This is a genomic window from Phenylobacterium sp. LH3H17 (assembly GCF_024298925.1).
In the GTDB taxonomy this organism is placed as follows: Bacteria; Pseudomonadota; Alphaproteobacteria; order Caulobacterales; family Caulobacteraceae; genus Phenylobacterium.
The window spans coordinates 2,612,714-2,637,043 of record NZ_CP101283.1; the positions used below are offsets into that span (position 1 = coordinate 2,612,714).

Sequence of the window (24,330 nt, forward strand, 5' to 3'; positions counted from 1 at the left end):
GCTAATCAGCCAAGTCATGGATGACGCACTGAAACCGGTTCTTGAACGTATCGCCGACGCCCTGGAGCGCCTCGCGCCCCCAGCCGGCGTACCGCCGGTCTTCGACCAGGCGCGGCTATTCCGGCACGACCCGGGGGCCAACGCCTTCCACCCGGCGCCCGACTATCCCCTGCCCCTGGACGCCCTGGTGGGGGTCGAGCGGCAGAAGGAACGCTTCGTCCAGAACCTGGAGCGCTTCGCCGCCGGCCTGCCCAGCAACCACGCCCTGCTGTGGGGCGTGCGCGGCACCGGCAAGAGCTCGCTGGCCAAGGCGGCCTTCATGGCCGTGGCCGGCAAGACCCCGGACCTGAAGCTGGTCGAGGTGGACCGCGACCAGGTGACCGAACTGCCGGCCCTGTTCGACACCCTGCGCGACCGGACCGAGCGCTTCGTGGTGCTGTGCGACGATCTCTCCTTCGAGGAGGGAGCCGCGGCGGCCAAGGCGCTCAAGTCGGCCCTGGAGGGCGGGGTCTCGGGTCCGCCGAAGAACGTGCTGTTCGTGGCCACCTCCAACCGCCGCCACCTGATGCCACGCGGCCACGGAGAGGATCGCGGCCTGATCGCCACGGCCGAGGACGCCGAGGAGGAAGTCAGCGTCTCCGACCGCTTCGGCCTGTGGATCGGCTTCCCGCCCATGGACCAGCCGACCTATCTGGCGGCGGTGACGACCTATGCCGAGCGCTTCGGCCTCACAACGCCCGACCTCGATCGCCGCGCCCTGCAATGGGCCCAGCTTCGCGGGGCGAGGTCAGGTCGGGTCGCGTGGCAGTTCATCCGCGAACTGGCGGGCGAACTCGGCAAGGACCTGCCGCTCTAGCTACCTCGGAAGCACCAGCTTGGGATCCACCGGCCGGGCCCGGTCCTGCGGCGTGGGCGCGTAGCGCACCTCGAAGTGAACCTGGGTCTCGGAGACGCCGCCGGTGGAGCCGGCCATGCCGATCTGCTGACCCTGGACGACGTCCTGGGTCATCTTCACGTCCACGCGGCCGAGGTGGCCATAGGCGGTCACCCAGCCGTCGGCGTGCTTGACCAGCACCAGGTTGCCGAAGCCCGGGACCTGGTCGCCGGCATAGACCACGTCGCCGCCGGCCGCGACGCGTACCGGTTCGCCGGCCTGGGCGCGGATGTTGATGCCGTCATTGCGCTGGCCGGTGCCCTTGGGCCCGAAATCGGAGAGCACGTCCCCGCGAAGCGGCCAGATGAACCGGCCCCTGCCCAGGCTGGAGATCGTACTGTCGGCGACTGGGCCCGAGCTGGGCACGATCGGTGTCGCCGGGCGTGTGGCCGGTGGCGGCGCAGGACGGGTCGCCGGCGGCGGCGTGGGTCGAGGTGCGGGCGGGGGCGGCAGCGGTGTGTAAGGCTGCGGCGTCGGGCGGGCCGCCGGCGGCGGCGGGGTGGGCTGCGGTGTGGCGGCCGGAGGCGTGGCGACCGGGGGCGTGGCGACCGGAGGCGTCACGGGAGGGGTGTAGACGGGCGGCGGAGCGGCCGGGCGCGGGGCCGGCGGCTCAGGCCTCGGCGGGGCGGCGACGGTTTCGCGGATCGGACCGCGGTCCTTGTAGCCGTCAGGCAAGGTGAGCTTGCGCCCCTCACGCAGGGTCGCGCCGACCTTCATCTCGTTGGCGGCGGCGAGCGCCTTGGCGGTGACGCCGAACCGCTTGGCCACCAGGGCCATGGTGTCGTCCTCGCCGACCACATAGGCCTTGGCCGTGGTCTTGGGACCCTTCAGCTTCTGGCCCGGCTGCAGGGCGTAGGGGGCCTTGAGTTTATTGTCGTCGGCGAGCTGCTTGCGGTCGGTCTTGAGCTCGCGGGCGATGGCGTCGAGGTTGTCGCCCTTCTTGACCGTGTAGCTGACGGGCGGGCCGCTGACCTCGACCACCTTGCCGGTGACGCGGCGCACGGTGACGGTCTCGCGCTCTGGCGTCGGAGCCGGTGTTTCGACGCGGGCGGGGGTCGGGCGGCGGCCCGGAGTCGAGGCGGCCGGCGCGGGCGTCGCCCCTCTGTCGCGGTAGGTCTCGGGCAGGATCAGCCGACGGCCGACGGCCAGGGACGTGTTCACGCCCATGCTGTTGGCATCGGCCAGAGCCTGGGGGGTCAGCCCGAACCGGCGTGCGATGGCGTACAGCGTGTCTCCCGGCGCCACGACATAGGCCGTGGCGGTCGCGCCGGTCAGGGGCGTCTGCAGGACCTGGCCGGGCCGGAGCGCATAGGGCGGGGCCAGGCCGTTCTCATCGGCCAGCCGCTGGAGGCTGACACCCAGCGTGCGCGCGATGGCGGCGAGATTGTCGCCCCGCTTGACGGTGTAAGTCTGGGCCGCGCCCGGGGTCTCGACCAGCCGGCCGCCGGCGGCCGGTCGCGGCGCTGGCTGCGGCGGCGCGGGCAGCTCTCGGGCAGGCGCGATATAAGGCAGGTTCTGGCTCTCGACCGGCGCGGTCGGCCGCGCGGGCGGCGTTTGGTCCACGACGGCGGGCGCGGGCGCGGGCGCAGGCGGTGGGACGGCGAGCGGCGCGGCGCGCACGGGATAGTTCGGCTGGGTGGCCTGGGGCAGGCTCTCGCACGCGGCCAGGGCGCTGCCCGCCAAGAGAATCAAAGCCGTTCGCGAAAGGAAAAGCGTCATCGCCGCTCCGGGAGACAGGGTTCGGAATCAGTCGAGGCGTCGAGGGTTAATGATGGGTTACGACCGACGCCCAGGCCACCCCACAAAGTCGTCTGCTCGGGTCGTCTAGGGTTCCTTGGCCACGCCATCGAGCAGGGGCACGAAGCGGACGTCGGTCAGGCTTTCGACCGTGAAGCCGCCCTTCCCGTCTCCCGTGTAGCGCCGCAAGCTCTGAACCGGGCCCTTGCCGATGGGCGCGACCAGAACGCCCGTGGGTTTCAACTGTGAAAGCAAGGCCTTGGGCTCGTCCGGCGCCGCCGCCGTGACCAAAATGCGGTCAAATGGCGCCTGTTCGGGCCAGCCCTGCCCGCCGTCGCCGAACCGGGTGATGACATTGGTCAGGCCCAGGTGTTTGAACCGGGACTCCGCCTCGGCCATCAAGGTGCGGTAGCGCTCCACGGTGTAGACCAGCCGCGCCAGCTTGGAGAGCACGGTGGTCTGGTAGCCGGAGCCGGTGCCGATCTCCAGGACGCGGTCGCGTTTCTCGACCCCCAGGGCCTGGGTCATCAGGCCGACGATGAACGGCTGGCTGATGGTCTGGCCGCAGGCGATCGGCAGGGCCGAGTCCTCGAAGGCCCGTTCCTTGAACAGGTCCGGGGTGAACATCTCGCGCGGCGTGCTCTCGATGGCGTTGAGCACGGCAGGCTCGCTGACGCCCTGGGAGCGCAGGGACATGATCAGGCGCGCCATCCGCACGTCCGGCCCGTCCCCCTCCTTGTCCGCGTCGTGCTTGGCCATGGGTCGCCTCAAGCCTTCGGCGGCACGCCGCCCAGGACGCCCTTCAGGCGATGCACCGTTTCGGCGTGAGTCAGGTCGATGTGCAAGGGGGTCACGGAAATTCGACCTTCATAGATGGCGGCCAGGTCGGTGCCGGCGGCAGGCTTTGAGCGCTCCTGGCGGAAGCCCATCCAGTAATAGTCCCGATTGCGCAGGTCGGTTCGCTTTTCGGCGTGACGAACCGCCACATCCCGGAAGGTCTGCCGCGTCACCTCGACCTCGACGATCTCCTCGATCGGGCGGGCCGGGAAGTTGACGTTCATGATCACGCCGTCCGGCCAGCCGGTCTCGAACAGCTTGCGCACGATGCCTGGCCCGAAGTGCTCGGCCGGGGCGAAAATGTCCTGGGCGTCCACCGGCCAGTTGGTCGCCGAGAGCGCGATGGAGGGAACGCCCAGGGCCATGCCCTCGATGGCCCCGGCCACGGTGCCCGACAGGGTGACGTCCTCGGCCAGGTTGGCGCCGCGATTGACCCCGGACAGCACCAGGTCGGGCTTTAAGCCCCCCATCAGCTCGTGGAACGCCAGCATGACGCAGTCGGTGGGGGTGCCGGTGGTGGCGAAGCGGCGCGGGTCCAGGGTCCGAACCCGGATCGGGTCGGAGAGCGTCAGCGCCCGGCTGGCGCCGGACTGCTCGTATTCCGGGGCGCAGATCCAGATATCGTCGCTCAGGACGCGGGCGATCTTCTCCAAGGCGACCAGGCCTTCGGCATGGATCCCGTCGTCATTGGTAAGGAGGATTCTCATAGAACTCCGCTCATCCCGGCGAAGGCCGGGACCCAGGTGAAGCCCACCAAGCGCTCCGGATGAATCTGGGTCCCGGCATTCGCCGGGATGAGCGGATTGGGGTGCGGCATCAGCCCTTTGCCTCAATATGGGTCATGCCCGGCAGGTAGGGATGCAGGGCCTGGGGAATGGCGATGCGGCCGTTCTCGTCCTGATAGTTCTCCATCACCGCCACCAGGGTCCGGCCGACCGCCAGGCCCGAGCCGTTGAGGGTGTGGACATAGCGCGTGCCCTTCTCGCCGGCGGCCTTGGTGCGCGCGTCCATGCGGCGGGCCTGGAAGTCGCCGCAGTTGGAGCACGAGCTGATCTCGCGATAGCGGCCTTCCGACGGCAGCCAGACCTCCAGATCGTAGGTCCGCCGCGCCGAGAAACCCATGTCGCCGCTGCAAAGCTTCATGGTGCGGAAGGGCAGATTGAGCGCCTTCAGCACAGCCTCTGCGCAGCCGACCATGCGTTCGTGTTCGGCCTCCGAGTCCTCCGGCGCGGTGATCGAGACCAACTCGACCTTGTAGAACTGGTGCTGGCGGATCATGCCGCGGGTGTCCCGGCCCGAGGCGCCGGCCTCGGCCCGGAAGCTCGGCGTCAGCGCCGTCAGCCGCAGCGGCAGTTCTTCCTCGGGCGTGATCTGCTCACGCACGAGATTGGTCAGCGAGACCTCGGCCGTGGGGATCAGCCAGCGGATGTCGGAGGCTTCCCCCAGGTCGCCGGGCGTGAGCGCGCGGGCGTTCTCCAGTCCGGGGATCGCCACGAACTGGTCGTCGGAAAACTTCGGAAGCTGGCCGGTGCCGAACATCGCCTCGCTGCGCACCATCAAGGGCGGCGAGACCTCGGTGTAGCCATGCTCGCGGGTCTGCATGTCGATCATGAACTGGCCGAGCGCCCGTTCCAGGCGCGCCAGCTGGCCTCTCAGCACCACGAACCTGGCGCCGCTCATGCGGGCGGCGGCCTCGAAGTCCATCAGGCCCAGACCCTCGCCCAGATCGACGTGATCCTTGGGCTTGGCGATGGCGAAGGGCTCGCCCCACCGGCGGACCTCGACATTGTCGTTCTCGTCGGCGCCGATCGGCACATCGGGCGCCGGGATGTTGGGCAGGCTGGCCAGCAGGTCGAAGAGCTCGTTCGCCGCGGTTTTCTCCGCCTCGGCCTGCTCGATCAAAACGCCCTTCACGGCCTCGACCTCGCCCATCAGGCGCTGAGCCTCGGCCTCATCCTTCTTGGCCTTGGCCTGGCCGATCAGCTTGGAGGCGTTGTTGCGCGTCGCCTGCGCCTCCTGCAGCGCGGCCTGGGCGGCGCGCACCTTCGCGTCGAGCGCGATGGCTTCGGCCACGACTCCGGAACGGCCCTTCGCAGCCCAGGCTTTCTCGTAAAGCTCGGGGGTTTCGCGAATGGCTCGAATGTCGTGCATGGGTCCGCCGCCGGTGGGAGTTAGGCGGCTTTCTCTAGAGCGCGTTGGCTATGGGGCCAACCCCTCGCCGTCGTACCGCCACCAGATGCTCCCCCTCTGGGGGAGCTGTCGGCGAAGCCGACTGAGGGGGACTTTGACTCTCCTCTGCGCGCTTCAACCCCCTCCACCGCTTCGCGGTCCCCCTCCCCCAAATCGCGCTGCGCGCCGGGGGAGGATCTGGGCGGCGCTAGACCGGAACGATGTCGGTCCCGGCCTCGTCCTCGCGGCGGCGGGCGCGTTCGATCAGGCGCACGCACCAGATCGAGATTTCGTAGAGCAGGATGATCGGCAGGGCGAGCATGGTCTGGCTGATCGGGTCGGGCGGGGTGACCACGGCGGCGACCACGAAGACCGCCACGATGGCGTAGCGCCGGCCGGCCTTCAGCATGTCCGACGAAACGATCCCGGCCATGCCCAGCAGGGTCAGCACCACCGGCAACTGGAAGCAAAGGCCGAACGCCAGCAGCAGGGTGGTGACTAGGCTGAGATAGTCCGAGACCTTGGGCAGCAGCTGCACCGAGACCTGGGCGTCGACGATCTGCTGGCTCAGCGAGAACCAGAGAACGAACGGCAGGATGATGTAATAGACCAGCCCCGCCCCCATCAGGAACAGGGTCGGCGAGGCCAGCAGGAACGGCACGAAGGCCTTGCGCTCGCGCTTGTAGAGACCCGGCGCCACGAAGCCGTAGACCTGCCAAGCCAGGACCGGGAAGGTCAGCACCACCGCCCCGAACCCGGCCAGCTTCAGCTTGGTGAAGAAGAACTCCAGCGGGGCGGTGAAGATCAGGTTGAGCTTGTCGCCCTCCGCCGAGGCCGGGACCTCGCGGGCGCCCACCAGGGCCAGGAAAAGGTCCCGTGTGCCTGCGAAGAATTTCCCGATGTCGAAGCCGCCCGCCTGTTCGGCATGAGCCACCTGCTCGGCGGCCAGCAGTTGGGAGGCGATGGCGAAGGGATGCAGCAGGAAGCGGTAGATCGGCTCGGAGAAACCGAAGCAGACCGCGAAGCCGACGAGCAAGGCGGCGACGCAGATGATCAGCCGTGAGCGCAGTTCGACCAGATGGTCGAGCAGGGGCGCCCGCGAAGCCTCGATCTCGTCGTCATAGGAGTCGGTCACGCCTTGGCTCCAGCCTTGGCGGTCTTGGCGGCCTTGGGCTTGGTCGCCGTCTTGGCCTTGGCGACGGGCTTGGTCGCCGCCTTGCGAGCGCGCGGCTTGGGCTCCGGCGCGATCTGGGTCATCTCAACCGGCTCGGGCGCGGAGACCGTGGCCGGCGAGAAGCTCACCCCCGAACCGTGCAAGCTGTTGCCGATCTCGTTGAAGACCTGGTCGACCTGGGCGTTGGAGGCGTCCAACGCCGCGGTGGTCTCGGTGAACTGGCCCTTGCGCATGGCCTCGACCTCCTTGCGCAGCTCGTCGAGCTCCGACTGGCGGGCCATCTCGTCGAAACTGGCGCGGAACTCGTTGGCCATCCCCCGCAGCTTGGCGGTGAACTGGCCCAGCTTGCGCAGCATGAGGGGCAGGTCCTTGGGTCCCACCACGATCAGCGCGACCGCGGCGATGACCAGGAGTTCCAAACCGCCGACTTCGGGTAGCATCAGACGTCGCCTAAACAAGTAAGCCCGCGCCGATCAAGACCGGCGCGGGCGAATTCCACGGGGTCCGCCCGATCAGCCGCGGGCTTCGTCCTTCTCGGTCTTCGGCAGGGGCTTGGAGGCGTCGGCCGTCGTCGGCTCGTCCTTCAGCCCGTCGCGGAAGGCCCGGATGCCCTTGGCGGCGTCGCCCATGATCCCCGACAGCTTGCCGCGGCCGCCGAACAGCAGCGCGACCACCGCGATGACGATGACCCAGTGAATCCAACTCATTGCGCCCATGGCGACAAAACTCCTTCACGTCGGCGACCGATCCTGGCCGCGCGCCCGCCCCTCGTTCGTCGGGAATATAGTCAGTCGCGCGGCAAAGCGCCAACGCGTCCTAACGCCCCTGCTCTTCCTGACCCAGGAAGTCTGTATGAAATTCGGGCGCCTCGCCGTCGTCCAGCGGATCCTCGTCCGGAATCCCCACGCCGGGCGCGGGCACGGCGAAGTCCGGCGGCAGGTCCAGGCTGAGCAGGCCGGCGGCGCGCATGTCCGCCGCGCCGGGCAGATCGGCCAGGCTGGCCAGCCCATAGTGCTCGAGGAAGGCGTCGGTGGTGCCATAGGTGACGGGACGCCCCGGCGTGCGGCGCCGGCCGCGCATCCGCACGAGGCTGAGCTCCAGCAGCACGTCGAGGGTGCCGCGGCTGGCCTGCACCCCCCGCACGGCCTCGATCTCGGCCCGGGTCACCGGCTGGTGGTAGGCGATGATGGCCAGGGTCTCCTGGGCGGCCTTGGAGAGCCGCCGGGGCTCCTCGCGCTCCTCGGTCATCAGGAAGGCCAGGTCGGCGGCGGTCTGGAACCGCCAGCGGTCGGCCACGCAGGCCAGCTCGACCCCGCGGCCCTCATAGGTCTCCCGCAGGGCGGCGATGGCGGCCTCGATGTCGGAGCCTTCCGGCAGGCGCTTGGCCAGGTCGTCCAGGCTGAGCGGGCCGGCGGCGGCGAACAGCAGCGCCTCGACCTGGCGTTCGGTGGCGCTCGTCATACGGCGGCTCGCTTACAGGCGCGCAGATAGAGGTCGGCGAAGGCCTCCAGCTGGCGGACCTCCATGGCGCCTTCCTTCACCAGCTCCAGGCCGGCTGAGAGGGTCGACGCCGTATAGGAAGCCTGGCTCGGTCCCTCGCCGGAGGGCTTCAGTGGGGCCACCCCCGAGAGCGGGGTCCAGCGATCCAGGTCGGGCAGCATGTGGCGCAGGCGGTCGCGGGCGTCCTCCAGCGGATAGGCCTGGGGCGCGCGGGGCGTGTAGTGGCGCCCCTGTTCCTTGCGGCGCTGGTCGATATAGGCGCTCATAAGGCCGTAGAGGTCGCCTTCCAGCCGGGCGGACGGGATCACCTTGATGGCCTCGGGATCGCCGCGCACGAAGACTTCCTGACGTAGCTTGGGCCGGTCGCGCAGCGCCTCGGAAGCCTCGCGCATGGCGTCCAGCTTGGCCAGGCGGAAGGCGAGATGCGCGGCCATCTCCTCGGCCGGCGGTTCCTCGGCCTTCGGGCGGTCGGGCTTGGGCAGCAGCAGGCGCGACTTCAGATAGGCCAGCCACGAGGCCATCACCAGATAGTCGGCGGCCAGGGAGAAGCGCACCTTTCGGGCCTGCTGTACGAAGGACAGGTACTGCTCGGCCAGCTTCAGGATCGAGAGCTGCATCAGGTCGACCTTCTGGGTCCGCGCCAGGGCCAGCAGCACGTGCAGCGGTCCCTCATAGCCGTCCAGGTCGATGATCAGGGCCTCGCCGTCCTCGGCCGCGGTGGTGGCGGCCTCGAAGTCGAGATTGGGTTGGAAGGTGTTGCTCATGCCGCCCACCGGCCTTCGAACGCGGCGTCGAAGCGGGCGCGGGCCTCATGGACGTCGAAGGGCTCGGGCGTCCTGGCGACGCGCGCCAGGGCGGACCTGGCCCGGCGCAGGGCTCGACCCGACAGGGTCTTGGTCCCGGAAACCACCGCCTTCATCTCGGCCATGTCGCCGTTGCAGTGCAGGACCACGTCGCAGCCGGCGGCCAGGGCGGCGCGGGCGCGATCGGCGAAACCGCCGCCCAGGGCCTTCATGGAGAGGTCGTCGCTCATCACCAGTCCGTCGAAGCCGATGGCCCCACGGATCACCTGGCGTAGGACCTTCCTCGAGGTGGTGGCGGGCTGCTTCGGGTCGATCGCCGTGTAGACAACGTGCGCCGTCATCGCCATCGGCATGTCCGACAGCATCCGGAACGGCGCGAAGTCACGGGCCTCGAGATCTTCGTAGGGAGCGTCCACCACCGGCAGGGCCTGGTGGCTGTCTGCCATCGCACGTCCGTGACCTGGAATGTGCTTGATGACCGGCAGCACGCCCCCGGCGATCAGGCCCTCGCAGGCGGCGCGGCCCAGGACGGCCACGCCCTCGGGGCTGCGGGCGTAGGCGCGGTCGCCGATCACCGCATGGGCGCCCTCCACCGGCACGTCCAGCACCGGCAGGCAGTCGACATTGATGCCGAGGCCGGCCAGGTCATGCGCCAGCAGCCGCGCGCCGAGGCGAGCGATCTCGCGGCCCAGCAGAAGGTCGTTGGCGGGCAGTTCGCCATAGGCGCGGCTCGGCGGATAGCGCCGCCAGTGCGGCGGGCCCAGGCGCTGCACGCGCCCACCCTCCTGGTCGATCAGCACCGGGGCGTCGGGACGATCGACGGTGGCCCGCAGGTCGTCCACCAGACGTCGCACCTGGTCGGGGCTCTCGATGTTGCGCGCGAAGAGGATGAACCCCCAGGGCGCGATATCGGCGAAGAAGGCCTTCTCCTCCCGGGAGAGGACCTTGCCGGAACAGCCGAGGATCGACGCGTTGGTCACTATCTCACGAAGCAGTTCTTGCCCGCGGCCTTGAGTTGATTGCAGAAATCCGTCGCCGCCTGGCGGGAGGCGAAGCCGGTGACGGTGGTGCGGAACAGGGTCGAGCCGTCCTTTTGGATCTGCTCCACGCGCTTGCCCTTCCCGGCCGCGAGGCCCGGTGCGACCTTGGCCGCGTCGTTCCAGCCCTTGTCGGCCAGCGCCTGGGACGAGAAGGCGCCGATCTGGACGGCGGCCCCGCCCGTCGTGGCGGCGGGCTTGGGCGCGGGCGCGGCGGCCTTCGGTGGCGGCGCGACCGCGACGGTCTTCGGGGCCGGAGCCGCGGCCTTGGGGGCCGGGGCCGGCGGCGGCGGGGCGATGGCGGGTTTCAACGCGGGCGCGGACGGAAGGGCGGCCACAGGGCCGGAGGTCACCGGAGCGCTCGGCGCGGGCTTGGGCGGCGGCTGGACGACCACCGGATCGGGACGCGGCTGTGGCGCCTCCGGGGGATCGATGAACGTGGGGCCGGCGGCGTCGGGAGGGCCGTCCTCGGCGCGATAGATCTGCAGGCCCGCGGCCGGATCGGTGGGCTGGGCCTCAGCGGGCGGCGGGGCCTTCAGCTCGCCCAGCGGCGAACCCACGGTCTGCGGCGGCGCGCCCGCCTCGCGGACGCCGGAGCGGTAGAAGAGCACGATGGCGATCACCAGCAGGATCAGCACGATGGCGCTGATGATCAGCATCAGGGGCGCCGGCTTGGATCCCCGCACGGGCTGGCGCGCGTCGAAGCTCAAAGGCGCGTCGGTCGGGGGGGCGTAGGCGCCGCGGTCAGGGTCGGACATCGAAGGCCTCGAATAGTCTCGGCCGGGTCGCGAATCGCGCCCGGTTTCGGGTCAGTCTACCGAAGGCGACCCGACTCCGAACCTTCCGGAACGGCTAGTTCCAGACGTCGAGGTGGAAAAGTCGGCGGTGCTCTTCGATGGCGTAGCGGTCGGTCATGCCGGCGATGTAGTCGCACACCACCCGGGCGCGGCCGGTCTCGTCGCGGTTCTGCGACCGGGCGAACCACTCCGTCGGCAGGACATCGGGTTCCGCCATGAACAACTGGAACATCTCGGCCAGAATACGGCGGGCCTGGCTGCGGGTGCGATTGACCTTCCAGTGGCGGTACATCCGGCTCATCAGGAATTCGCGCAGGCGAGAGAGATCCTCGAGCATGTCGCGGGAAAAGGCCACCAGGGCGTGGTCGAGATTTCGCACCTCCTCGGCGGAGGAGACCTTGGACGCCACCGCGCGACGATTGGTCTCGGCCAGCACGTCCTCGACCATGGCCCCGATCATCCGGCGCACCGCCTCCAGGCGGGTGATGCCGGGATCGAGGTCGGGATAGTCCCTGTAGACCGTCGCCAGGATCGGCCCGATCAGCGGCACGTCCAGCAGTTCCTTGAGGTCGAACAGGCCCGCCTGCACCCCGTCGTCGACGTCGTGGTTGTTGTAGGCGATGTCGTCGGCGAGCGCGGCGACCTGGGCCTCAGCCGAGGCCCAGGTCCCGAGGCCCAGGTCGTATTCGGCGTCGAACTCGGTGATCGCCTTCCAGGACGGCCGGGCCAGCTTCTCGGTCACCGGGCCGTTGTGCTTGATCACCCCTTCCAGGGTTTCCCAGGTGAGGTTGAGGCCTTCCCAGCGCGGGTAGCGGCGCTCCAGCTTGGTGACCACCCGGAAGGTCTGCACATTGTGGTCGAAGCCGCCGTAGGGCTCCATCTGCACCTGCAGCTCGTCCTCCCCGGCGTGGCCGAAGGGCGGATGGCCGAGGTCATGGGCGAGCGCGATGGTCTCGGCCAGGTCCGGCTCCAGGCCGAGCGCCGTGGCCAGGGAGCGCGCCACCTGGGCCACCTCCAGGGAATGGGTCAGGCGGGTGCGGAAGTGGTCGCCCTCGTGAGCCACGAAAACCTGGGTCTTCTCCTTCAGCCGGCGGAAGGCGGTGGCGTGGATGATGCGGTCGCGATCACGGGCGAACGGCGTGCGGGTGCGGCTCTCCGGCTCGGCGATCTTGCGCCCCAGCGAGAGGGCGGCGTCTTCGGCATAGGGAGCGCGGGCGACCATGATGTCTCTGCGTGAAGCCGGCCCCTTGGTGGAAGCCCTTGGCGAACTCATATAGGCAGGGCAAAGGTTTGCCAAAGTCATGACCAGTACCGACCTGACCCTCTCCCCCGCCGCCGCCAGGCGGCTGCACGATCTCGGCGCGGCCGAGGGCCGGCCCTTGATGCTGCGCGTCGCCGTCGAGGGGGGCGGCTGCTCCGGATTCCAGTACCAGTTCGATCTCGTGGACGAGGCCCAGCCCGACGACCTGCGGATCGAACGCGACGGCGCGGCCGCGCTGGTGGACGAGATGTCCCTGGTGCTGCTGAAGGGCTCGGAGATCGACTATGTGGACGAGCTGGCGGGCGCCGAGTTCAAGGTCCGCAATCCCAACGCCAAGTCCAGCTGCGGCTGCGGTGTCAGCTTCTCCATCTAAGGCTTCGGCGGCGCAGGTGTCGGCGCCGGGGTGAAGTTGAAGCCATTGGGCCGTTCGAAGAGCGACATGTCGGCCGGCAGGCCGATCTCATAGGTCAGGTAGCGGATCACCGACTTGGGCTGGTCATTCACGTAGAGGCCGACCGAGTAGATCTTTCGTGTCGCGCCGCGGGCGGCCGGCGGTCGCACCAGGAACTCGATCCGCTGCGCGCCGATGATCATCTGGTGCCGGACCAGCTTCGCGCCGCCCACCACGACTTTCCCCTGCGGCGTCGGCGCGTAGGCGTCGATGAAATCGAGTTCGCAGCCCAGCTCCAGCTCACCGAACAGGGGCGGGAGGTCCGGCCCCTGGAAGAGCGGCGCGCGGACCTCGAACACCGGACCGGGGTCCTGCGCGTGCTGTCCGGTCTTGGTGAAGCGGTTCACGACCCAGATGTCCGGCTCGCGGATCACCGTCAGGCGGTGCATGCTGTTGGCGGGATCGGGGCCCTCGTCGATCCGCGCGAACAACCCGCCCAACCGGTGTATCATGCGCGGCCTGGCCTGGGGCGAGGCGGGGTCGAGGCCCGGGGTTGCGTTGACCGACCCCACGCGCACCATATTCTGGGGCGCGCAGACCGCGGCGAAGGCCGGCGAGCCCAACGAGAGCGCCAGGACGACGACAAACCAACGCAACATTTCAGATGCCCCCGCTCAGGCGTCCGCGAGGGCTTGAGCGCCTCCCGCAGGACTTCTAGCGTCCCGGTCCGCAAGGGAGCCGTCAATGCGAATCGCCACCTGGAACGTCAATTCGGTGAATGCGCGGCTGGAAACCGTGCTGCGCTGGTTCGAGGAGGCCTCGCCGGACGTCGCCTGCCTGCAGGAGATCAAGTGCGTCGACGAGAAATTCCCCGCCGAAGCCTTCGAGCGGCTGGGCTACAACGTCGCCGTCCACGGCCAGAAGTCCTATAATGGCGTGGCCATGCTCTCGAAGACCCCGCTGGAGGACGTCCGCAAGGGCCTGCCGGGGGAGGACGAGGACGAGCAGGCCCGCTATCTGGAGGCGGTGGTCTCCGGGCCGACGCCGGTTCGGGTGGCCTGCATCTACCTGCCCAACGGCAACCCCATCGAGACCGACAAGTTCGGCTACAAGCTGCGCTGGATGGCCCGGCTGAAGGCCCATGCCCAGGAACTTTTGGCCTACGAAGAGCCGTTGGCCCTGGTGGGCGACTACAACGTCATCCCCGAAGCGCGCGACGCAGCCCATCCTAACAACTGGCTGGGCGACGCCCTCTTCCAGCCGGAGAGTCGCGCGGCGTTCCGAGCCTTGAAGAACCTCGGGCTTACCGAGGCCTTCCTGGCGATCGACGGTTCCCCCGAGGCCTACACCTTCTGGGATTACCAAGCCGGGGCCTGGCAGCGGAACAACGGGATCCGAATCGACCACGCCCTTCTCTCACCCCAGGCCGCCGACCTGCTGCGCGGCTGCGTGATCCACCGCGACGTGCGCGGCTGGGACAAGCCCTCCGACCACGTTCCCGTGGTGGTCGAGCTGGACCTGTAGGCGGATATGGGCGCGATCGAACTCATGGGCGTCGCGGCGAGCCTCAGCCTGTTGGCGGGCTGGCGGCTGTATGCCTGCGTGGCCGCCGTCGGGATCGCCATGCGGGTCGGGCTGCTGGACCTGCCCGACAAGATCGCGGCCCTCGACGTGCTCGCCAATCCCTGGGTGATCGGCGTCGCCGCGGTCGGCGCGATCGCTGAGCTGTTCGCCGACAAGGTCATGTGGCTCGACACCCTCTGGGACGGGGTCCACACCCTGATCCGGCCGCTGGGCGGCGCCCTCCTGGCCCTGGCGGTGATCGACGCCTCCGATCCGGCCTGGCAGGTGGCGGTCTTCCTGCTGGGCGGCGGCGCGGCCCTGCTCAGCCATGGCGCCAAGGCCGGCGCGCGGGCGGCGGTCAACGCCAGTCCCGAGCCTTTCAGCAACATGGCTGTCAGCACGGCCGAGGACGTCGCGAGCCTCGGCGGCCTTTGGCTGGTCCTCACCCAACCGGCCGCCGCCGTCGGCGTGGCGGTCTTTCTCGTGGTCGTGGTGGTCGTGCTGCTGATCGCAAGCTGGCGGATGCTGGCCGCCCTGCGCCGCTGGATGTCGCCTAGAGCTTGAGCCCGGCCGGCAAACGCCGGTAGCGTGGGGCCATGGATGAACTCCCTCGGCTTTTGCTGCTGCTGGCGCTCGTGGGCGTGGCCGTGACGCTGCTGGGGTCGGCGGTCATCTGGTACATGGACGAGGGCCGACGCGTGCGGCGCGCCCTGCGCAATGTCCTCAGGGCCGCGCCCGAGGCGGTGGTCGTGGCCCGCGGGCGCGGCAAGGGCGCGGGGTTCAGCTTCACCTCGGGCCTCGCGGCCGTAGCCTGGGACAGCGGCGCCTGGTGCCTGGTCTACCGGATCTACGAACTTGTGGGGGTGGAGATCATCGTGGACGGCGAGGTCGTGGCCCGCGCCTTCCGCGGTGAGCCGCGCAAGGCCCTGGATCATCTGGCCTCGGAGGCCTCGCGGGTCACCCTGCGGCTGATCTTCGACGATCCGAACCACCCGGACTTCGAGCTCGATCTGTGGAGGGCCGGCGACGAGCTGAAGCGCAAGCCATCCTCCCCGGCCGAGGCCATCCAGGAAGCCAACCAGTGGCTGGCCCGGGCCGAGGCGATTCTGCGCCGGCCCAACGCGCCGCGCGCCCATGAGCCGGCCGTCGCAGCGCCCCCTCCCCCGCCGCCCGCCGTCCCGCCCTGGGAGCCCGAGCCGGACGACTTCGAAGGCGACGAACCCCCCTACGACGGGGGTGACGGCGAGCCCTTCGCGGACAATCCCGAGCGTCGTTGACGGCTCGCCGGCCCTAGCGCAGGCTCCGCGCGACCTGGGGAGGCCTCGTCCATGACCAGTCTGCTCGCCGCCGCGGCGGTCTTCGTCCTGCTGCACCTACTCGTATCCGGCACCCGCGTACGTGATGCGATCACCGGCGCCATCGGGCCGGGCCCCTATATGGGGCTCTTTTCCCTGGCCTCGATCGCCGGCCTGACCTGGCTGGGTTTCGCCTTCGCCGCCGCGCGGAGCGATCCCGGCAATGGCGCCTACTGGCAGGTCACCCCGGTCACCCGCCACATCCAGCTCGGCCTGCAGCTCCTGGCCATGCTGCTCATCGTCCCCGGGCTGACGACGCCCAACCCCACCAGCGTGCGGCAGGAGGGCGCCCTGGAGCGGCCTGATGTCGTGAAGGGCATGCTGCGCATCACCCGCCACCCGTTCCTGTGGGGCGTTGCGGTCTGGGCGCTGGGTCATCTGCTGGTCAATGGCGACCGGGCGAGCCTGGTGCTGTTCGGTTCGATGCTGGTCCTGGCGCTGTTCGGGACATCCAGCATCGACGCCAAGCGCAAGCGGGCCTTGGGGGCGACCTGGGACGGCTTCGCGGCTCAGACCTCCAACGTCCCGTTCGGCGCGATCCTGGCGGGCAAGCAGTCCCTGAAGCTCGGCGAGATCGGCTGGTGGCGCATCCTGCTGGCGGTCGCCGTCTGGGCCGCTGTGGCCTGGGGCCATCCCCACATGTTCGGCGTCGCGGCCCTGCCCTAGCCCAGCATGAAGTCCACCCCTGCCTCGACGTGGACCAGGGTCGAGTCGATCACAGGCAGATCAATATCCGCCTGGGACAGCAGCAGCCCCACCTCGGTGCAGCCGAAGATGACGCTGTCAGCGCCCTGCGCCCTGGCGATCATTGCCAGAGCCTCGCGCTTGGACCCCGGATCCACCACCCCCTGGCAGAGCTCGTCATAGATGATGGCGTGCAGACGATCGCGATCGGCCTGATCGGGGACCAGGGGCTCGACCCCGTGGTCGCGCAGGCGGTGCTTGTAGAAGTCCTGCTCCATGGTGAAGCGGGTGGCCAACAGCAGGGGCTGCGAGCAGCCCCTGGCGCGCACCGCCCGGGCCGTGGCGACGCCGATATGGATCAGCGGTATCCCCAACCGCGCCTCGATGGCCGGCGCGACCCTGTGCATGGTGTTGGTGCACAGCAGGATCGCCTCGGCCCCGGCGCCTTCCAGGCGCGCGGCGGCGTCGGCCAGGGCCGCCCCCGCCCCGTCCCAGTCGCCATCGACCTGCATCGCGGCGATGGGCGCGAAATCCACCGACCAGAGCACGAGCTGCGCCGAATGAAGGCCGCCCAGCCGTTGGCGCACCTGCTGGTTCAGCGCCTGGTAGTAGGTCGTGGTCGACTCCGCGCTCATCCCGCCCAGCAGGCCGAGCGTGCGCATGGCTAGAGGTCCGCGTAGACGTGGGTCTCGGCCGCGGCCCCCGGATGGGTCAGGGCGCCCAGGTGGGCGGGCCCCACGACCTGGGCGTACTTCCACAGCGCGCCCGACTGGTAGTTGGTCACCCGCGGCTTCCAGTGGCGCTTGCGGTTCTCCAGCTCGATGGGATCGACCTCCAGCTCGATGGTCCCGGCGTCGGCGTCGATGGCGATGATGTCGCCGTCCTTCACCAGGGCGATGGGGCCACCCATCTGGGCCTCGGGACCCACATGGCCGATGCAGAGGCCGCGCGTGCCGCCGGAGAAGCGGCCGTCGGTGACCAGGGCCACCTTGTCGCCGCGCCCCTGGCCGGAGATCGCCGCCGTGGTCGACAGCATCTCGCGCATCCCCGGACCGCCGCGGGCCCCCTCATATCGGATGACCAGGACATCGCCGTCCTGGTAGTCGCCGGCCTCGACCGCGTCGAAGCAGGCCTGCTCGCCGTCGAACACGCGAGCGGGGCCACGGTGGCTGCGGTGGCTGGTCATGCCGGCCACCTTGACGATGGCGCCGTCGGGAGCGAGCGAGCCCCACAGGCCCACAACGCCGCCGGTGGGCGACAGCGGCTCGGAGGCCTTGCGGATGACCACCTGGTCGTCGCGCCATTTCACGTCCTTGAGGTTCTCGGCGATGGTCTTGCCGGTCACCGTCATGCAGTCGCCGTGGATATGGCCGTTTTCCAGCAGGGTCTTCAGCAGCATGGGCATGCCGCCCGCCTCGCCCATGTCCTTGGCCACGAAGCGGCCGCCGGGCTTGAGGTCGGCGATATAGGGCGTGCGCTGGGCGATCTCGGCGAAGTCTCGCAGGGTGAACTCGATGCCGCACTCATGGGCCATGGCCGGCAGGTGGAGGCCGCCGTTGGTCGAGCCGCCGGTGGCCGCCACGACGACGGCGGCGTTCTCGAACGACTTGCGGGTGACGATGTCGCGGGGACGCAGCTGGGTCTCGATCAGCCGCATCACCGCCTCCCCCGAGGCCACGGCGTATTCGTCGCGGTTGAGGTACGGCGCCGGCAGCGAGGCCGACAGCGGCAGGGCCAGGCCGATGGCCTCCGACACACAGGCCATGGTGTTGGCGGTGAACTGGCCGCCGCAGGCCCCGTCCGACGGACAGGCGTGCTGTTCCAGCGAGCACAGGTCGTCCAGGCTCATCTTGCCGGCCGAATGCATGCCGACGCCTTCGAAGACGTCGACCACGGTGACGTCCCGGCCCTGCCAGGAGCCCGGCAGGATCGAGCCGCCATAGAGGAACACGCTGGGCACGTTAAGGCGCAGCATGGCCATCATCATGCCGGGCAGGCTCTTGTCGCAGCCCGCCAGTCCCACCAGGGCGTCATAGCCGTGGCCGCGCATGGTCAGCTCGACGGAGTCGGCGATCAGGTCGCGGCTGACCAGGGACGAGCGCATGCCCTCGTGACCCATGGCGATGCCGTCGGTGACGGTGATGGTGCAGAACTCGCGCGGCGTGCCGCCGGCGTTCTTGACGCCCACACTCACCGCATGGGCCTGGCGCATCAAGGCGGTGTTGCAGGGAGCGGCTTCGTTCCAGCAGGAGGCTACCCCCACGAACGGCTGGGCGATCTCACGGCTGCCCAGGCCCATGGCGTAATAATAGGACCGGTGCGGGGCCCGCGCGGGCCCCTCGGTCACGTGACGGCTGGGGAGGTTTGACTTGTCCCAAGTCCCGTCCGGCTTCCTGGTCATGACGACGCCTCCAACGAAGAGGCGTCTTCCCTAACGGCGGAGGCTGGCGGCGCCAAGGCCCGCGCGACAATCCCCGTCGATTGAGCCGTGACTGGGAGGCAATTATGACCCTTCGGAAGACCAAATTAGCCGCCGAAAGGGTAGATTATTGTGATCGCCTATAGCGCCGCCTCGATCGCCCCGGTGAGCTCGTCGTCCAGGGGCTCGGTGCGGGGTCCGAAGGCGCGGATCAGCTTGCCGTCCTTGCCGACCAGCAGCTTGTGGAAGTTCCAGACCGGCTCGGCGGGTTCGCCCAGGGTGTCCTTGGCCCACTTGTAGAACGGGTGGGCCTCGTCGCCCTTCACGTCGGTCTTCGAGGTCATCGGGAAGTCGACCGAGAAGTTGGTCATGCAGAAGTCGGCAATCTCGGCGTCGGTGCCGGGTTCCTGGCCGGCGAACTGGTTGCTGGGCACGCCCAGGACCACCAGGCCCTTGTCCTTGTAGTCGGAATAGAGCTTTTCCAGCCCCTCGTACTGCGGGGTGAGGCCGCACTTGGAGGCGGTGTTCACCACCAGCACCACCTTGTCCTTGAAGCTGGTCAGGGGCAGCGGCGCGCCATCGATGGAATTGAACGAGAAATCGTAGGCGTCTTGGGCCATGGCGAGGCTCCTCCCGAGGTTTTCGCCAGCCTAGTCCCCTTACCGGGCGTCCTCCAACGCCTGTTCGACGGCCAGCGCCAGATCGAGCGCCCGGGCGGCCTCCTGCGCCGTCACGATCGGGCGCGGCGCCTCTCCGCGCACGGCGGCCAGGAAGCCCTGGACGCTGGTGGCCAGGGTGTCCTTCACGGCCGGTGTGTCGGCATAGTCGGGATTGAGCGGATAGCCCGTGGTGTTGCGGAAGGCGCGGGTGACGAAGTCGATCTCAACCTCGCCAGAGGGATAGACCAGCTTCATGGTCCGCTTCCGCTCCAGCTCCATCCGCGAGGAGTCGAAGAGCGCCGTGAAGCCGTCGTCGAAGCTGACCTCGGCGCGTGCGCGGTCCCAGCCCCCGGAGAAGTCCATCTTGCCCTCACCTTCCACCGCCATGGGCTGGGCGGTCGACAGCGAGAGCGCCAGGTCCAGGTCGTGGATCATCAGGTCCAGCACCACCGAGACATCCAGGCTGCGCTCCGAGGGCGTGCCGTGACGCACCGACTCCAGCCGCAGCGGCTGCTCGGGAATGTCGAACAGGCCCATGGCCTGGAACACCACCCGCTCCTGGTGGCCGCAGGCGATGACCAGCTTCCGCCTGGCCGCCTCGGCGATGATTTTGTCAGCGTCGGCCAGGGTGATGGCCAGGGGCTTCTCCACATAGATCGGCTTGCCGGCGGCCAGCGCCGCGAGCGCGCCCTCGGCGTGGACGCTGGCCGGCGAGGCGATGGTGACCACGTCCACCGCCTCCAGGAACTCGTCCATCTTGTAGAAGGCCCGGCCGCCCAGCGGCACGGCGATCGCCGCGGCCCGGTCCGGATGGTGGGTGTCGAGCACCGCAGACAGCACCGCCCCCGGCGCCCCGGCATACTTGCGGGCATGGTGGCCGCCGAACACGCCGGCGCCGATAACGCCGCCTCGCAGGGGTTCAGCCATGGACTCAGCTCCGAAAACCGCTCGCTGCGCGCCTAACACGCCGTTGTGGGTCGACGCCACACGGCGCTTTGTCTTAAACGTCCGTTTGAACACCGCTTACGGTGTAAGGAGCCGCCCCCAATGACCATCTCGCGCGAGATCCGCCTGAAGAGCCGGCCCGTCGGCCTGCCGACCGCCGACAACTTCGAACTGGCCACGGTCACCCTGCCCGATCCAGGCCCCGGCGAGGTCCAGGTGCGCAACACCTGGATGACTGTCGATCCCTACATGCGAGGGCGCATGAACGACGCCAAGAGCTATACCCCGCCCTTCGCCCTGGGCGAGGCCATGCAGGGCGGCGCCACCGGCGAGGTCATCGCCTCGAACGATCCGGCCTTCAAGCCGGGCGACCTGGTGCAGAGCTTCTTCGGCTGGCGCGAGGCCTTCAACGCTCCCGCAGCCGCGGTCCAGAAGCTGGACACCTTCGGCCTTCCGGTTCAGGCCTTCCTGGGCGTCGCCGGCATGCCCGGAATGACCGCCTATGCGGGCCTGCTGCGGGTCGCGGCCCTGAAGGACGGCGACGTGGTGTTCGTCTCGGCCGCCGCCGGCGCGGTCGGCTCGGTCGTCTGCCAGATCGCCAAGCTCAAGGGCCACAAGGTGATCGGATCGGCCGGCGGACCGGAGAAGACCGCCTTCCTGCGCGACGAACTCGGGGTCGACGTCGCCATCGACTACAAGGCCGAACCCATCGTGGCGGCCCTGGAGCGCGCCGCGCCCGAGGGCATCGACGTCTATTTCGAGAATGTGGGCGGCGACCACCTGGTGGCGGCGCTCAACTCGGCCAACCTCAAGGCACGCTTCGCCATGTGCGGGATGATCTCGATGTACAACGAGGCCACGCCCCCGCCCGGCCCTTCCAACATCTTCCTGATCGTCGGCAAGCAGATCCGCATGGAGGGCTTCATCGTCTCCAGCCACTACGACATGCAGCCGGCCTTCCTGAAGGACCTCGCCGGATGGCATGCGGCGGGCAAGATCAAGTGGCGCGAGACCGTCATGGAAGGGATCGAGAAGGCCCCCGACGCCTTCCTGGCCCTCTTCTCCGGCCAGAACTTCGGCAAGATGCTGGTCAAGCTCGCCTAGTTTCCTCTGGCTACGGCCGCTTCCGGCGTTGGCCCGCCGGGAGCGAGCCGCTACAAGCCCCCGGGTATCCTTCCCCGGAGCTTCTCAAGTGTCCCGTCTCTTCAGCGCCTATGTGATCGTCGACTGGAGCGCGGCGGCCAAGCCGTCCACGGGCTCGGATTCCGTGTGGATTGGGGTGCTCAAGCGGGACGTGCGGTTCCGCCTGGCGTTCGAGGCGCACAATCCAGCGACCCGGGCCGAGGCCGAGAAAAAACTGGCCGAGATCCTAGACGACCTCAAGAAACGCGGCGAACGGGCCCTGGTGGGCTTCGACTTCCCGCTCGGCTTCCCGCGTGGCCTGTCAACGGCGCTGAAGCTGCCGGGCGAAGCTCCCTGGCGTGCGGTTTGGGACCAGCTGGCCAAGATGGTCACGGACAAGCCCAACAATGTGAACAACCGCTTCGGCGTCGGATCGGAGATCAACCGGCGTCTGACCGGCGGCCCGTTCCCCTTCTGGGGTTGCCCGCCCAAGGACGCCCTGACCACCCTCCAGCCCAAACGCACAAAGGCGCACGAAGCCGGCGACCTGCCCGAGTTCCGCCATGCCGATCTGGCCGCCAAGGGCGCTTCGTCGATCTGGAAGCTCTACTACAATGGTTCGGTGGGCGGTCAGGCGATCCTGGGCATTCCGGCGGTGCGGCGCATGAAGCTCGCGCGTGGCGAGGGTCTTCGGGCCTGGCCGTTCGAGACCGGTTTCAAGGCATTGACCGAGACCGACCTGGCCGGGGTCGAGGTGGTGGTCGCCGAGGTCTATCCCTCGCTCTACAAGGCCCAGCCGGCGCCCGGTGAGGTCAAGGATCAGGCCCAGGTGCGGGTCACCGCCGAGCACTTCGCCAGGCTGGACGAGGCGGGCAAGCTGGGCGCGGCCTTCGCGCCGGGCAAGAGCGCCGCGGCCGACGTGGTTCTGGACGCCGAGCGGGAAGAAGGCTGGATCCTGGGCGTGGAAGCCTAGGTTCCGCCACGCCAACCCGATCAAAATCCCCCAGTGGGGGAGCATCTACAAGAGATCAGATCCTCCCCCAGCGCGTAGCGCGGTTTGGGGGAGGTGGCGCTCGGAGCGAAGCGGAGAGTGACGGAGGGGGCTTGCCGCGGCCCGCTAGCCGACTTCGACCTCGGCGGCTTTCGCCGCCTGCGCCCGACGCTCCTCATAGGGCGCGCTGCGCAGGGATTGCAGCCACATGGGCGTCCAGACCGCGAAGGCGCCCGCTGCATCGGCGGCTAGGTCGCTGAGGCTGACGCCACGGCCCACGACCATCTGCGCAATCTCGATCGAACCGCCCAGCAGGGCGGCGGAGAGCGCGATCTCCAGCCGGCGGTTCTTGCGGAAGGCGGCCATCATCAGGGCGGTCAGGCCATAGAAGGCGATGAAGTGCGCCGCCTTGTCGGCGGGAACGAAGGCCTTCTCCACCCCCTGGAAGGGGCCGACCATGCCGACGACGCAAACCAGGCCGGCGGCGATCAGGAGGAACCGGGCGGCGTTCTGCGTGGACGGGACCATGGCCCAGTCCTGACAGACCGCGGTGAATCCTTCGTCAAAGCGGTCGGCGGCTAAGCTGCCAGAACCGGGCGCTGAGCAGGCCCGCCGACAGGAACGAGGCGCCGACCACGCCCCAGACGATGCCGTTCAGGCCAAGCTTCATCGGGATGGCCAGCCACCAGGCCAGCGGCATCATCAGGAACACATAGCTGGTCAGGTGGGTGAAGGTGGGCAGCCAGACGTCGCCGCGCGCGCGCAGGGCCTGGGCGATCACCACCTGCAGGGCGTCGACCAGGAAGAACAGGCACGACAGCACCAGCGCCGTCGAAGCCATGGCGATCACCCGGGGGTCGGAGGTGTAGGCCTGACTGATGATCCCGGCGGCGGGCCAGATCACCAGCGAGATCACCGCCCCGAAGATCGCGGTCATGCCGAAACCGATCATGCCGCCCCGCACCACGCCGGCCTTGTCGCGGGCGCCGTAGGCGCGGCCGACCATCACCGCCGTGCCGGTGGAGAGGCCCAGCGGCACCATGAAGACCAGGGCCGCGACGTTGAGCACCACCGCCCAGGCGGCCACGGTCAGCCCGCCCATCCAGCCGGCGAAGATGTTCATCGAGGCGAAGGCCGCCACCTCGAAGAAGTTCGAGGCGCCCGCGCCATAGCCGATGCGGCGCTGCTCGTGCTCGGCGGCCCGGTCGCGTTCGGGCTTGTCGAACACCCCTAGCGTCCGGCTCTCCTTCATCATCAGGATGAAGACCAGCATGGCGATGGCCAAGAAGGTCCGCGCCCCGGTGGTGGCCCAGGCGCCGCCGACGGCGCCCAGGGCCGGCAGCCCGAAGTTACCCGGGACCAGGATCAGCAGCAGGCTGAGGTTCACCGCATTGGCGATCCACATCATCACCGCCCCCGGTCCGGGCCGGCCCAGGCCCTCCAGCCAGAAGCTGGCGGCGACGCTGAAGGCGTAGCCCGGCAGGGACAGGGCGAAGATCAGCATGGCGCGGCTGGCCCCGTCGGCCAGGTCCGGCTCCAGCCCGATCACGTGCAGGAATCCCGGCCCCGCCAGCAGGGTCACGGCCATGGAGACCACGCCGATCCAGAAGCTGTAGGCCAGGCCGCGGCGCAAGACAGCTCCGGTCCGCTCGCGCCGCCCCTCCCCGATCGCCCGGGCGGTCATCACCTGGACGCCGGTCAGCAGACCCACGGCCATGGTCACGACCACGCTGGTCGGGGCCCAGGCCAAGGCGTGGTAGCCGAGCTCCGTCGCCGAGAAACGTCCGACGACGATGGCGTCCGACAGGCCCATGACCATGATGCCCAGGCGCGACAGCACGACGGGCCAGGAGAGCTTCCACAGCTCGGCCGTTTCCCTGCGGACGACATCTTGTTCGCGCCCTTCGGAAAGGGTCGCGTGGGCCGGATCGGCCATTTCAGCACCGGTTTTC

The 24,330-nt window shown here is 69.3% G+C and carries 27 protein-coding genes; 8 read left to right on the forward strand and 19 right to left on the reverse strand.

What is annotated here, in order from left to right:
* The first annotated feature begins 16 nt into the window (after positions 1-16).
* Positions 17-856, forward strand: coding sequence for an ATP-binding protein (locus M9M90_RS12970; protein WP_254833646.1), 840 nt, complete (start codon positions 17-19; stop codon positions 854-856).
* Here M9M90_RS12970 and M9M90_RS12975 read toward each other — a convergent pair whose 3' ends face one another.
* From M9M90_RS12975 to M9M90_RS13030, 12 genes are all read right to left on the reverse strand, one after another.
* Positions 857-2,653: a LysM peptidoglycan-binding domain-containing protein gene (locus tag M9M90_RS12975; protein WP_254833647.1), complete on the reverse strand. Its 1,797-nt coding sequence runs from the start codon at positions 2,651-2,653 to the stop codon at positions 857-859.
* Between the two features lie 105 nt (positions 2,654-2,758).
* Positions 2,759-3,382 (reverse strand): protein-L-isoaspartate(D-aspartate) O-methyltransferase, encoded by a 624-nt coding sequence (locus tag M9M90_RS12980; RefSeq protein WP_254837130.1) that lies wholly within the window; start codon positions 3,380-3,382, stop codon positions 2,759-2,761.
* Positions 3,383-3,438: 56 nt separating this feature from the next.
* The gene (gene surE, locus M9M90_RS12985; RefSeq protein ID WP_254833648.1) at positions 3,439-4,215 is read right to left on the reverse strand and encodes a 5'/3'-nucleotidase SurE; all 777 of its coding nucleotides are present in this window, start codon (positions 4,213-4,215) and stop codon (positions 3,439-3,441) included.
* Positions 4,216-4,324: 109 nt separating this feature from the next.
* On the reverse strand, positions 4,325-5,659 hold the full coding sequence (gene serS / locus M9M90_RS12990) for a serine--tRNA ligase (protein WP_254833649.1): 1,335 nt from the start codon (positions 5,657-5,659) through the stop codon (positions 4,325-4,327).
* Positions 5,660-5,885: 226 nt separating this feature from the next.
* Complete coding sequence (tatC, locus tag M9M90_RS12995; RefSeq protein ID WP_254833650.1) at positions 5,886-6,812, reverse strand: twin-arginine translocase subunit TatC; 927 nt, start codon at positions 6,810-6,812, stop codon at positions 5,886-5,888.
* Positions 6,809-7,291 carry a Sec-independent protein translocase protein TatB gene (tatB, locus tag M9M90_RS13000; RefSeq protein ID WP_371876853.1) on the reverse strand — a complete coding sequence of 161 codons (483 nt, stop codon included), beginning with the start codon at positions 7,289-7,291 and terminating at the stop codon, positions 6,809-6,811. The genes tatC and tatB overlap by 4 nt, the downstream gene beginning before the upstream one ends.
* A 72-nt stretch (positions 7,292-7,363) precedes the next feature.
* Positions 7,364-7,567, reverse strand: a complete 204-nt coding sequence (gene tatA / locus M9M90_RS13005; protein WP_254833651.1) for a twin-arginine translocase TatA/TatE family subunit — start codon at positions 7,565-7,567, stop codon at positions 7,364-7,366.
* Positions 7,568-7,667: 100 nt separating this feature from the next.
* A complete protein-coding gene (gene scpB / locus M9M90_RS13010) occupies positions 7,668-8,312 on the reverse strand; it encodes an SMC-Scp complex subunit ScpB (protein ID WP_254833652.1) in 645 nt (214 codons plus the stop codon).
* Positions 8,309-9,115, reverse strand: coding sequence for a ScpA family protein (locus M9M90_RS13015; protein WP_254833653.1), 807 nt, complete (start codon positions 9,113-9,115; stop codon positions 8,309-8,311). Before M9M90_RS13015 ends, scpB begins: the two co-directional genes overlap by 4 nt.
* Positions 9,112-10,134: a beta-N-acetylhexosaminidase gene (gene nagZ, locus M9M90_RS13020; protein WP_371876854.1), complete on the reverse strand. Its 1,023-nt coding sequence runs from the start codon at positions 10,132-10,134 to the stop codon at positions 9,112-9,114. Before nagZ ends, M9M90_RS13015 begins: the two co-directional genes overlap by 4 nt.
* Entirely contained in the window at positions 10,134-10,949 is an 816-nt protein-coding gene (locus M9M90_RS13025) for an SPOR domain-containing protein (RefSeq protein WP_254833654.1), read from the reverse strand. The genes nagZ and M9M90_RS13025 overlap by 1 nt, the downstream gene beginning before the upstream one ends.
* Before the next feature lie 94 nt (positions 10,950-11,043).
* Entirely contained in the window at positions 11,044-12,210 is a 1,167-nt protein-coding gene (locus M9M90_RS13030; RefSeq protein WP_254833655.1) for a deoxyguanosinetriphosphate triphosphohydrolase, read from the reverse strand.
* Positions 12,211-12,289: 79 nt separating this feature from the next.
* Here M9M90_RS13030 and erpA point away from each other — a divergent pair, with 79 nt between their 5' ends.
* Entirely contained in the window at positions 12,290-12,622 is a 333-nt protein-coding gene (gene erpA / locus M9M90_RS13035; protein ID WP_254833656.1) for an iron-sulfur cluster insertion protein ErpA, read from the forward strand.
* On the opposite strand, the gene M9M90_RS13040 is transcribed toward erpA, so the two are convergent.
* Positions 12,619-13,299, reverse strand: a complete 681-nt coding sequence (locus M9M90_RS13040; RefSeq protein ID WP_254833657.1) for a hypothetical protein — start codon at positions 13,297-13,299, stop codon at positions 12,619-12,621. The genes erpA and M9M90_RS13040 overlap by 4 nt on opposite strands.
* A gap of 85 nt (positions 13,300-13,384) precedes the next feature.
* On the opposite strand from M9M90_RS13040, the gene xth reads away from it, so the two are divergent.
* From xth to M9M90_RS13060, 4 genes are read left to right on the forward strand one after another with little or no spacing between them, the layout of a single operon-like run.
* Entirely contained in the window at positions 13,385-14,164 is a 780-nt protein-coding gene (gene xth / locus M9M90_RS13045; RefSeq protein WP_254833658.1) for an exodeoxyribonuclease III, read from the forward strand.
* 6 nt (positions 14,165-14,170) lie between these two features.
* Positions 14,171-14,767 (forward strand): DUF4126 domain-containing protein, encoded by a 597-nt coding sequence (locus M9M90_RS13050; RefSeq protein WP_254833659.1) that lies wholly within the window; start codon positions 14,171-14,173, stop codon positions 14,765-14,767.
* A gap of 32 nt (positions 14,768-14,799) precedes the next feature.
* Positions 14,800-15,480, forward strand: a complete 681-nt coding sequence (locus M9M90_RS13055) for a hypothetical protein (protein ID WP_371876855.1) — start codon at positions 14,800-14,802, stop codon at positions 15,478-15,480.
* A gap of 51 nt (positions 15,481-15,531) precedes the next feature.
* Entirely contained in the window at positions 15,532-16,224 is a 693-nt protein-coding gene (locus M9M90_RS13060; RefSeq protein WP_254833660.1) for an NnrU family protein, read from the forward strand.
* Here the strand turns inward: M9M90_RS13060 and M9M90_RS13065 are convergent.
* The 4 genes from M9M90_RS13065 to M9M90_RS13080 all read right to left on the reverse strand — a co-directional run bounded on the left by M9M90_RS13065 (position 16,221) and on the right by M9M90_RS13080 (position 20,247).
* Positions 16,221-16,904 carry an aspartate/glutamate racemase family protein gene (locus M9M90_RS13065; protein WP_254833661.1) on the reverse strand — a complete coding sequence of 228 codons (684 nt, stop codon included), beginning with the start codon at positions 16,902-16,904 and terminating at the stop codon, positions 16,221-16,223. The two genes, M9M90_RS13060 and M9M90_RS13065, sit on opposite strands and share 4 nt — an antisense overlap.
* A 2-nt stretch (positions 16,905-16,906) precedes the next feature.
* Positions 16,907-18,643: a dihydroxy-acid dehydratase gene (ilvD, locus tag M9M90_RS13070; RefSeq protein WP_254833662.1), complete on the reverse strand. Its 1,737-nt coding sequence runs from the start codon at positions 18,641-18,643 to the stop codon at positions 16,907-16,909.
* A 158-nt stretch (positions 18,644-18,801) separates the two neighbouring features.
* Positions 18,802-19,281 carry a glutathione peroxidase gene (locus tag M9M90_RS13075; RefSeq protein ID WP_254833663.1) on the reverse strand — a complete coding sequence of 160 codons (480 nt, stop codon included), beginning with the start codon at positions 19,279-19,281 and terminating at the stop codon, positions 18,802-18,804.
* A gap of 39 nt (positions 19,282-19,320) precedes the next feature.
* A complete protein-coding gene (locus M9M90_RS13080) occupies positions 19,321-20,247 on the reverse strand; it encodes a Gfo/Idh/MocA family protein (protein WP_254833664.1) in 927 nt (308 codons plus the stop codon).
* Positions 20,248-20,367: 120 nt separating this feature from the next.
* Between M9M90_RS13080 and M9M90_RS13085 the strand changes: the two genes are divergently transcribed.
* Positions 20,368-21,369 carry an NADP-dependent oxidoreductase gene (locus M9M90_RS13085; RefSeq protein WP_254833665.1) on the forward strand — a complete coding sequence of 334 codons (1,002 nt, stop codon included), beginning with the start codon at positions 20,368-20,370 and terminating at the stop codon, positions 21,367-21,369.
* 88 nt (positions 21,370-21,457) lie between these two features.
* Positions 21,458-22,360 carry a cobalamin biosynthesis protein CbiG gene (locus M9M90_RS13090; protein WP_254833666.1) on the forward strand — a complete coding sequence of 301 codons (903 nt, stop codon included), beginning with the start codon at positions 21,458-21,460 and terminating at the stop codon, positions 22,358-22,360.
* Positions 22,361-22,504: 144 nt separating this feature from the next.
* Here the strand turns inward: M9M90_RS13090 and M9M90_RS13095 are convergent, their stop codons facing one another.
* Positions 22,505-22,906: a VanZ family protein gene (locus M9M90_RS13095; protein WP_254833667.1), complete on the reverse strand. Its 402-nt coding sequence runs from the start codon at positions 22,904-22,906 to the stop codon at positions 22,505-22,507.
* A 34-nt stretch (positions 22,907-22,940) separates the two neighbouring features.
* Positions 22,941-24,314: an MATE family efflux transporter gene (locus tag M9M90_RS13100; protein ID WP_371876856.1), complete on the reverse strand. Its 1,374-nt coding sequence runs from the start codon at positions 24,312-24,314 to the stop codon at positions 22,941-22,943.
* Between the last annotated feature and the right edge of the window lie 16 nt (positions 24,315-24,330).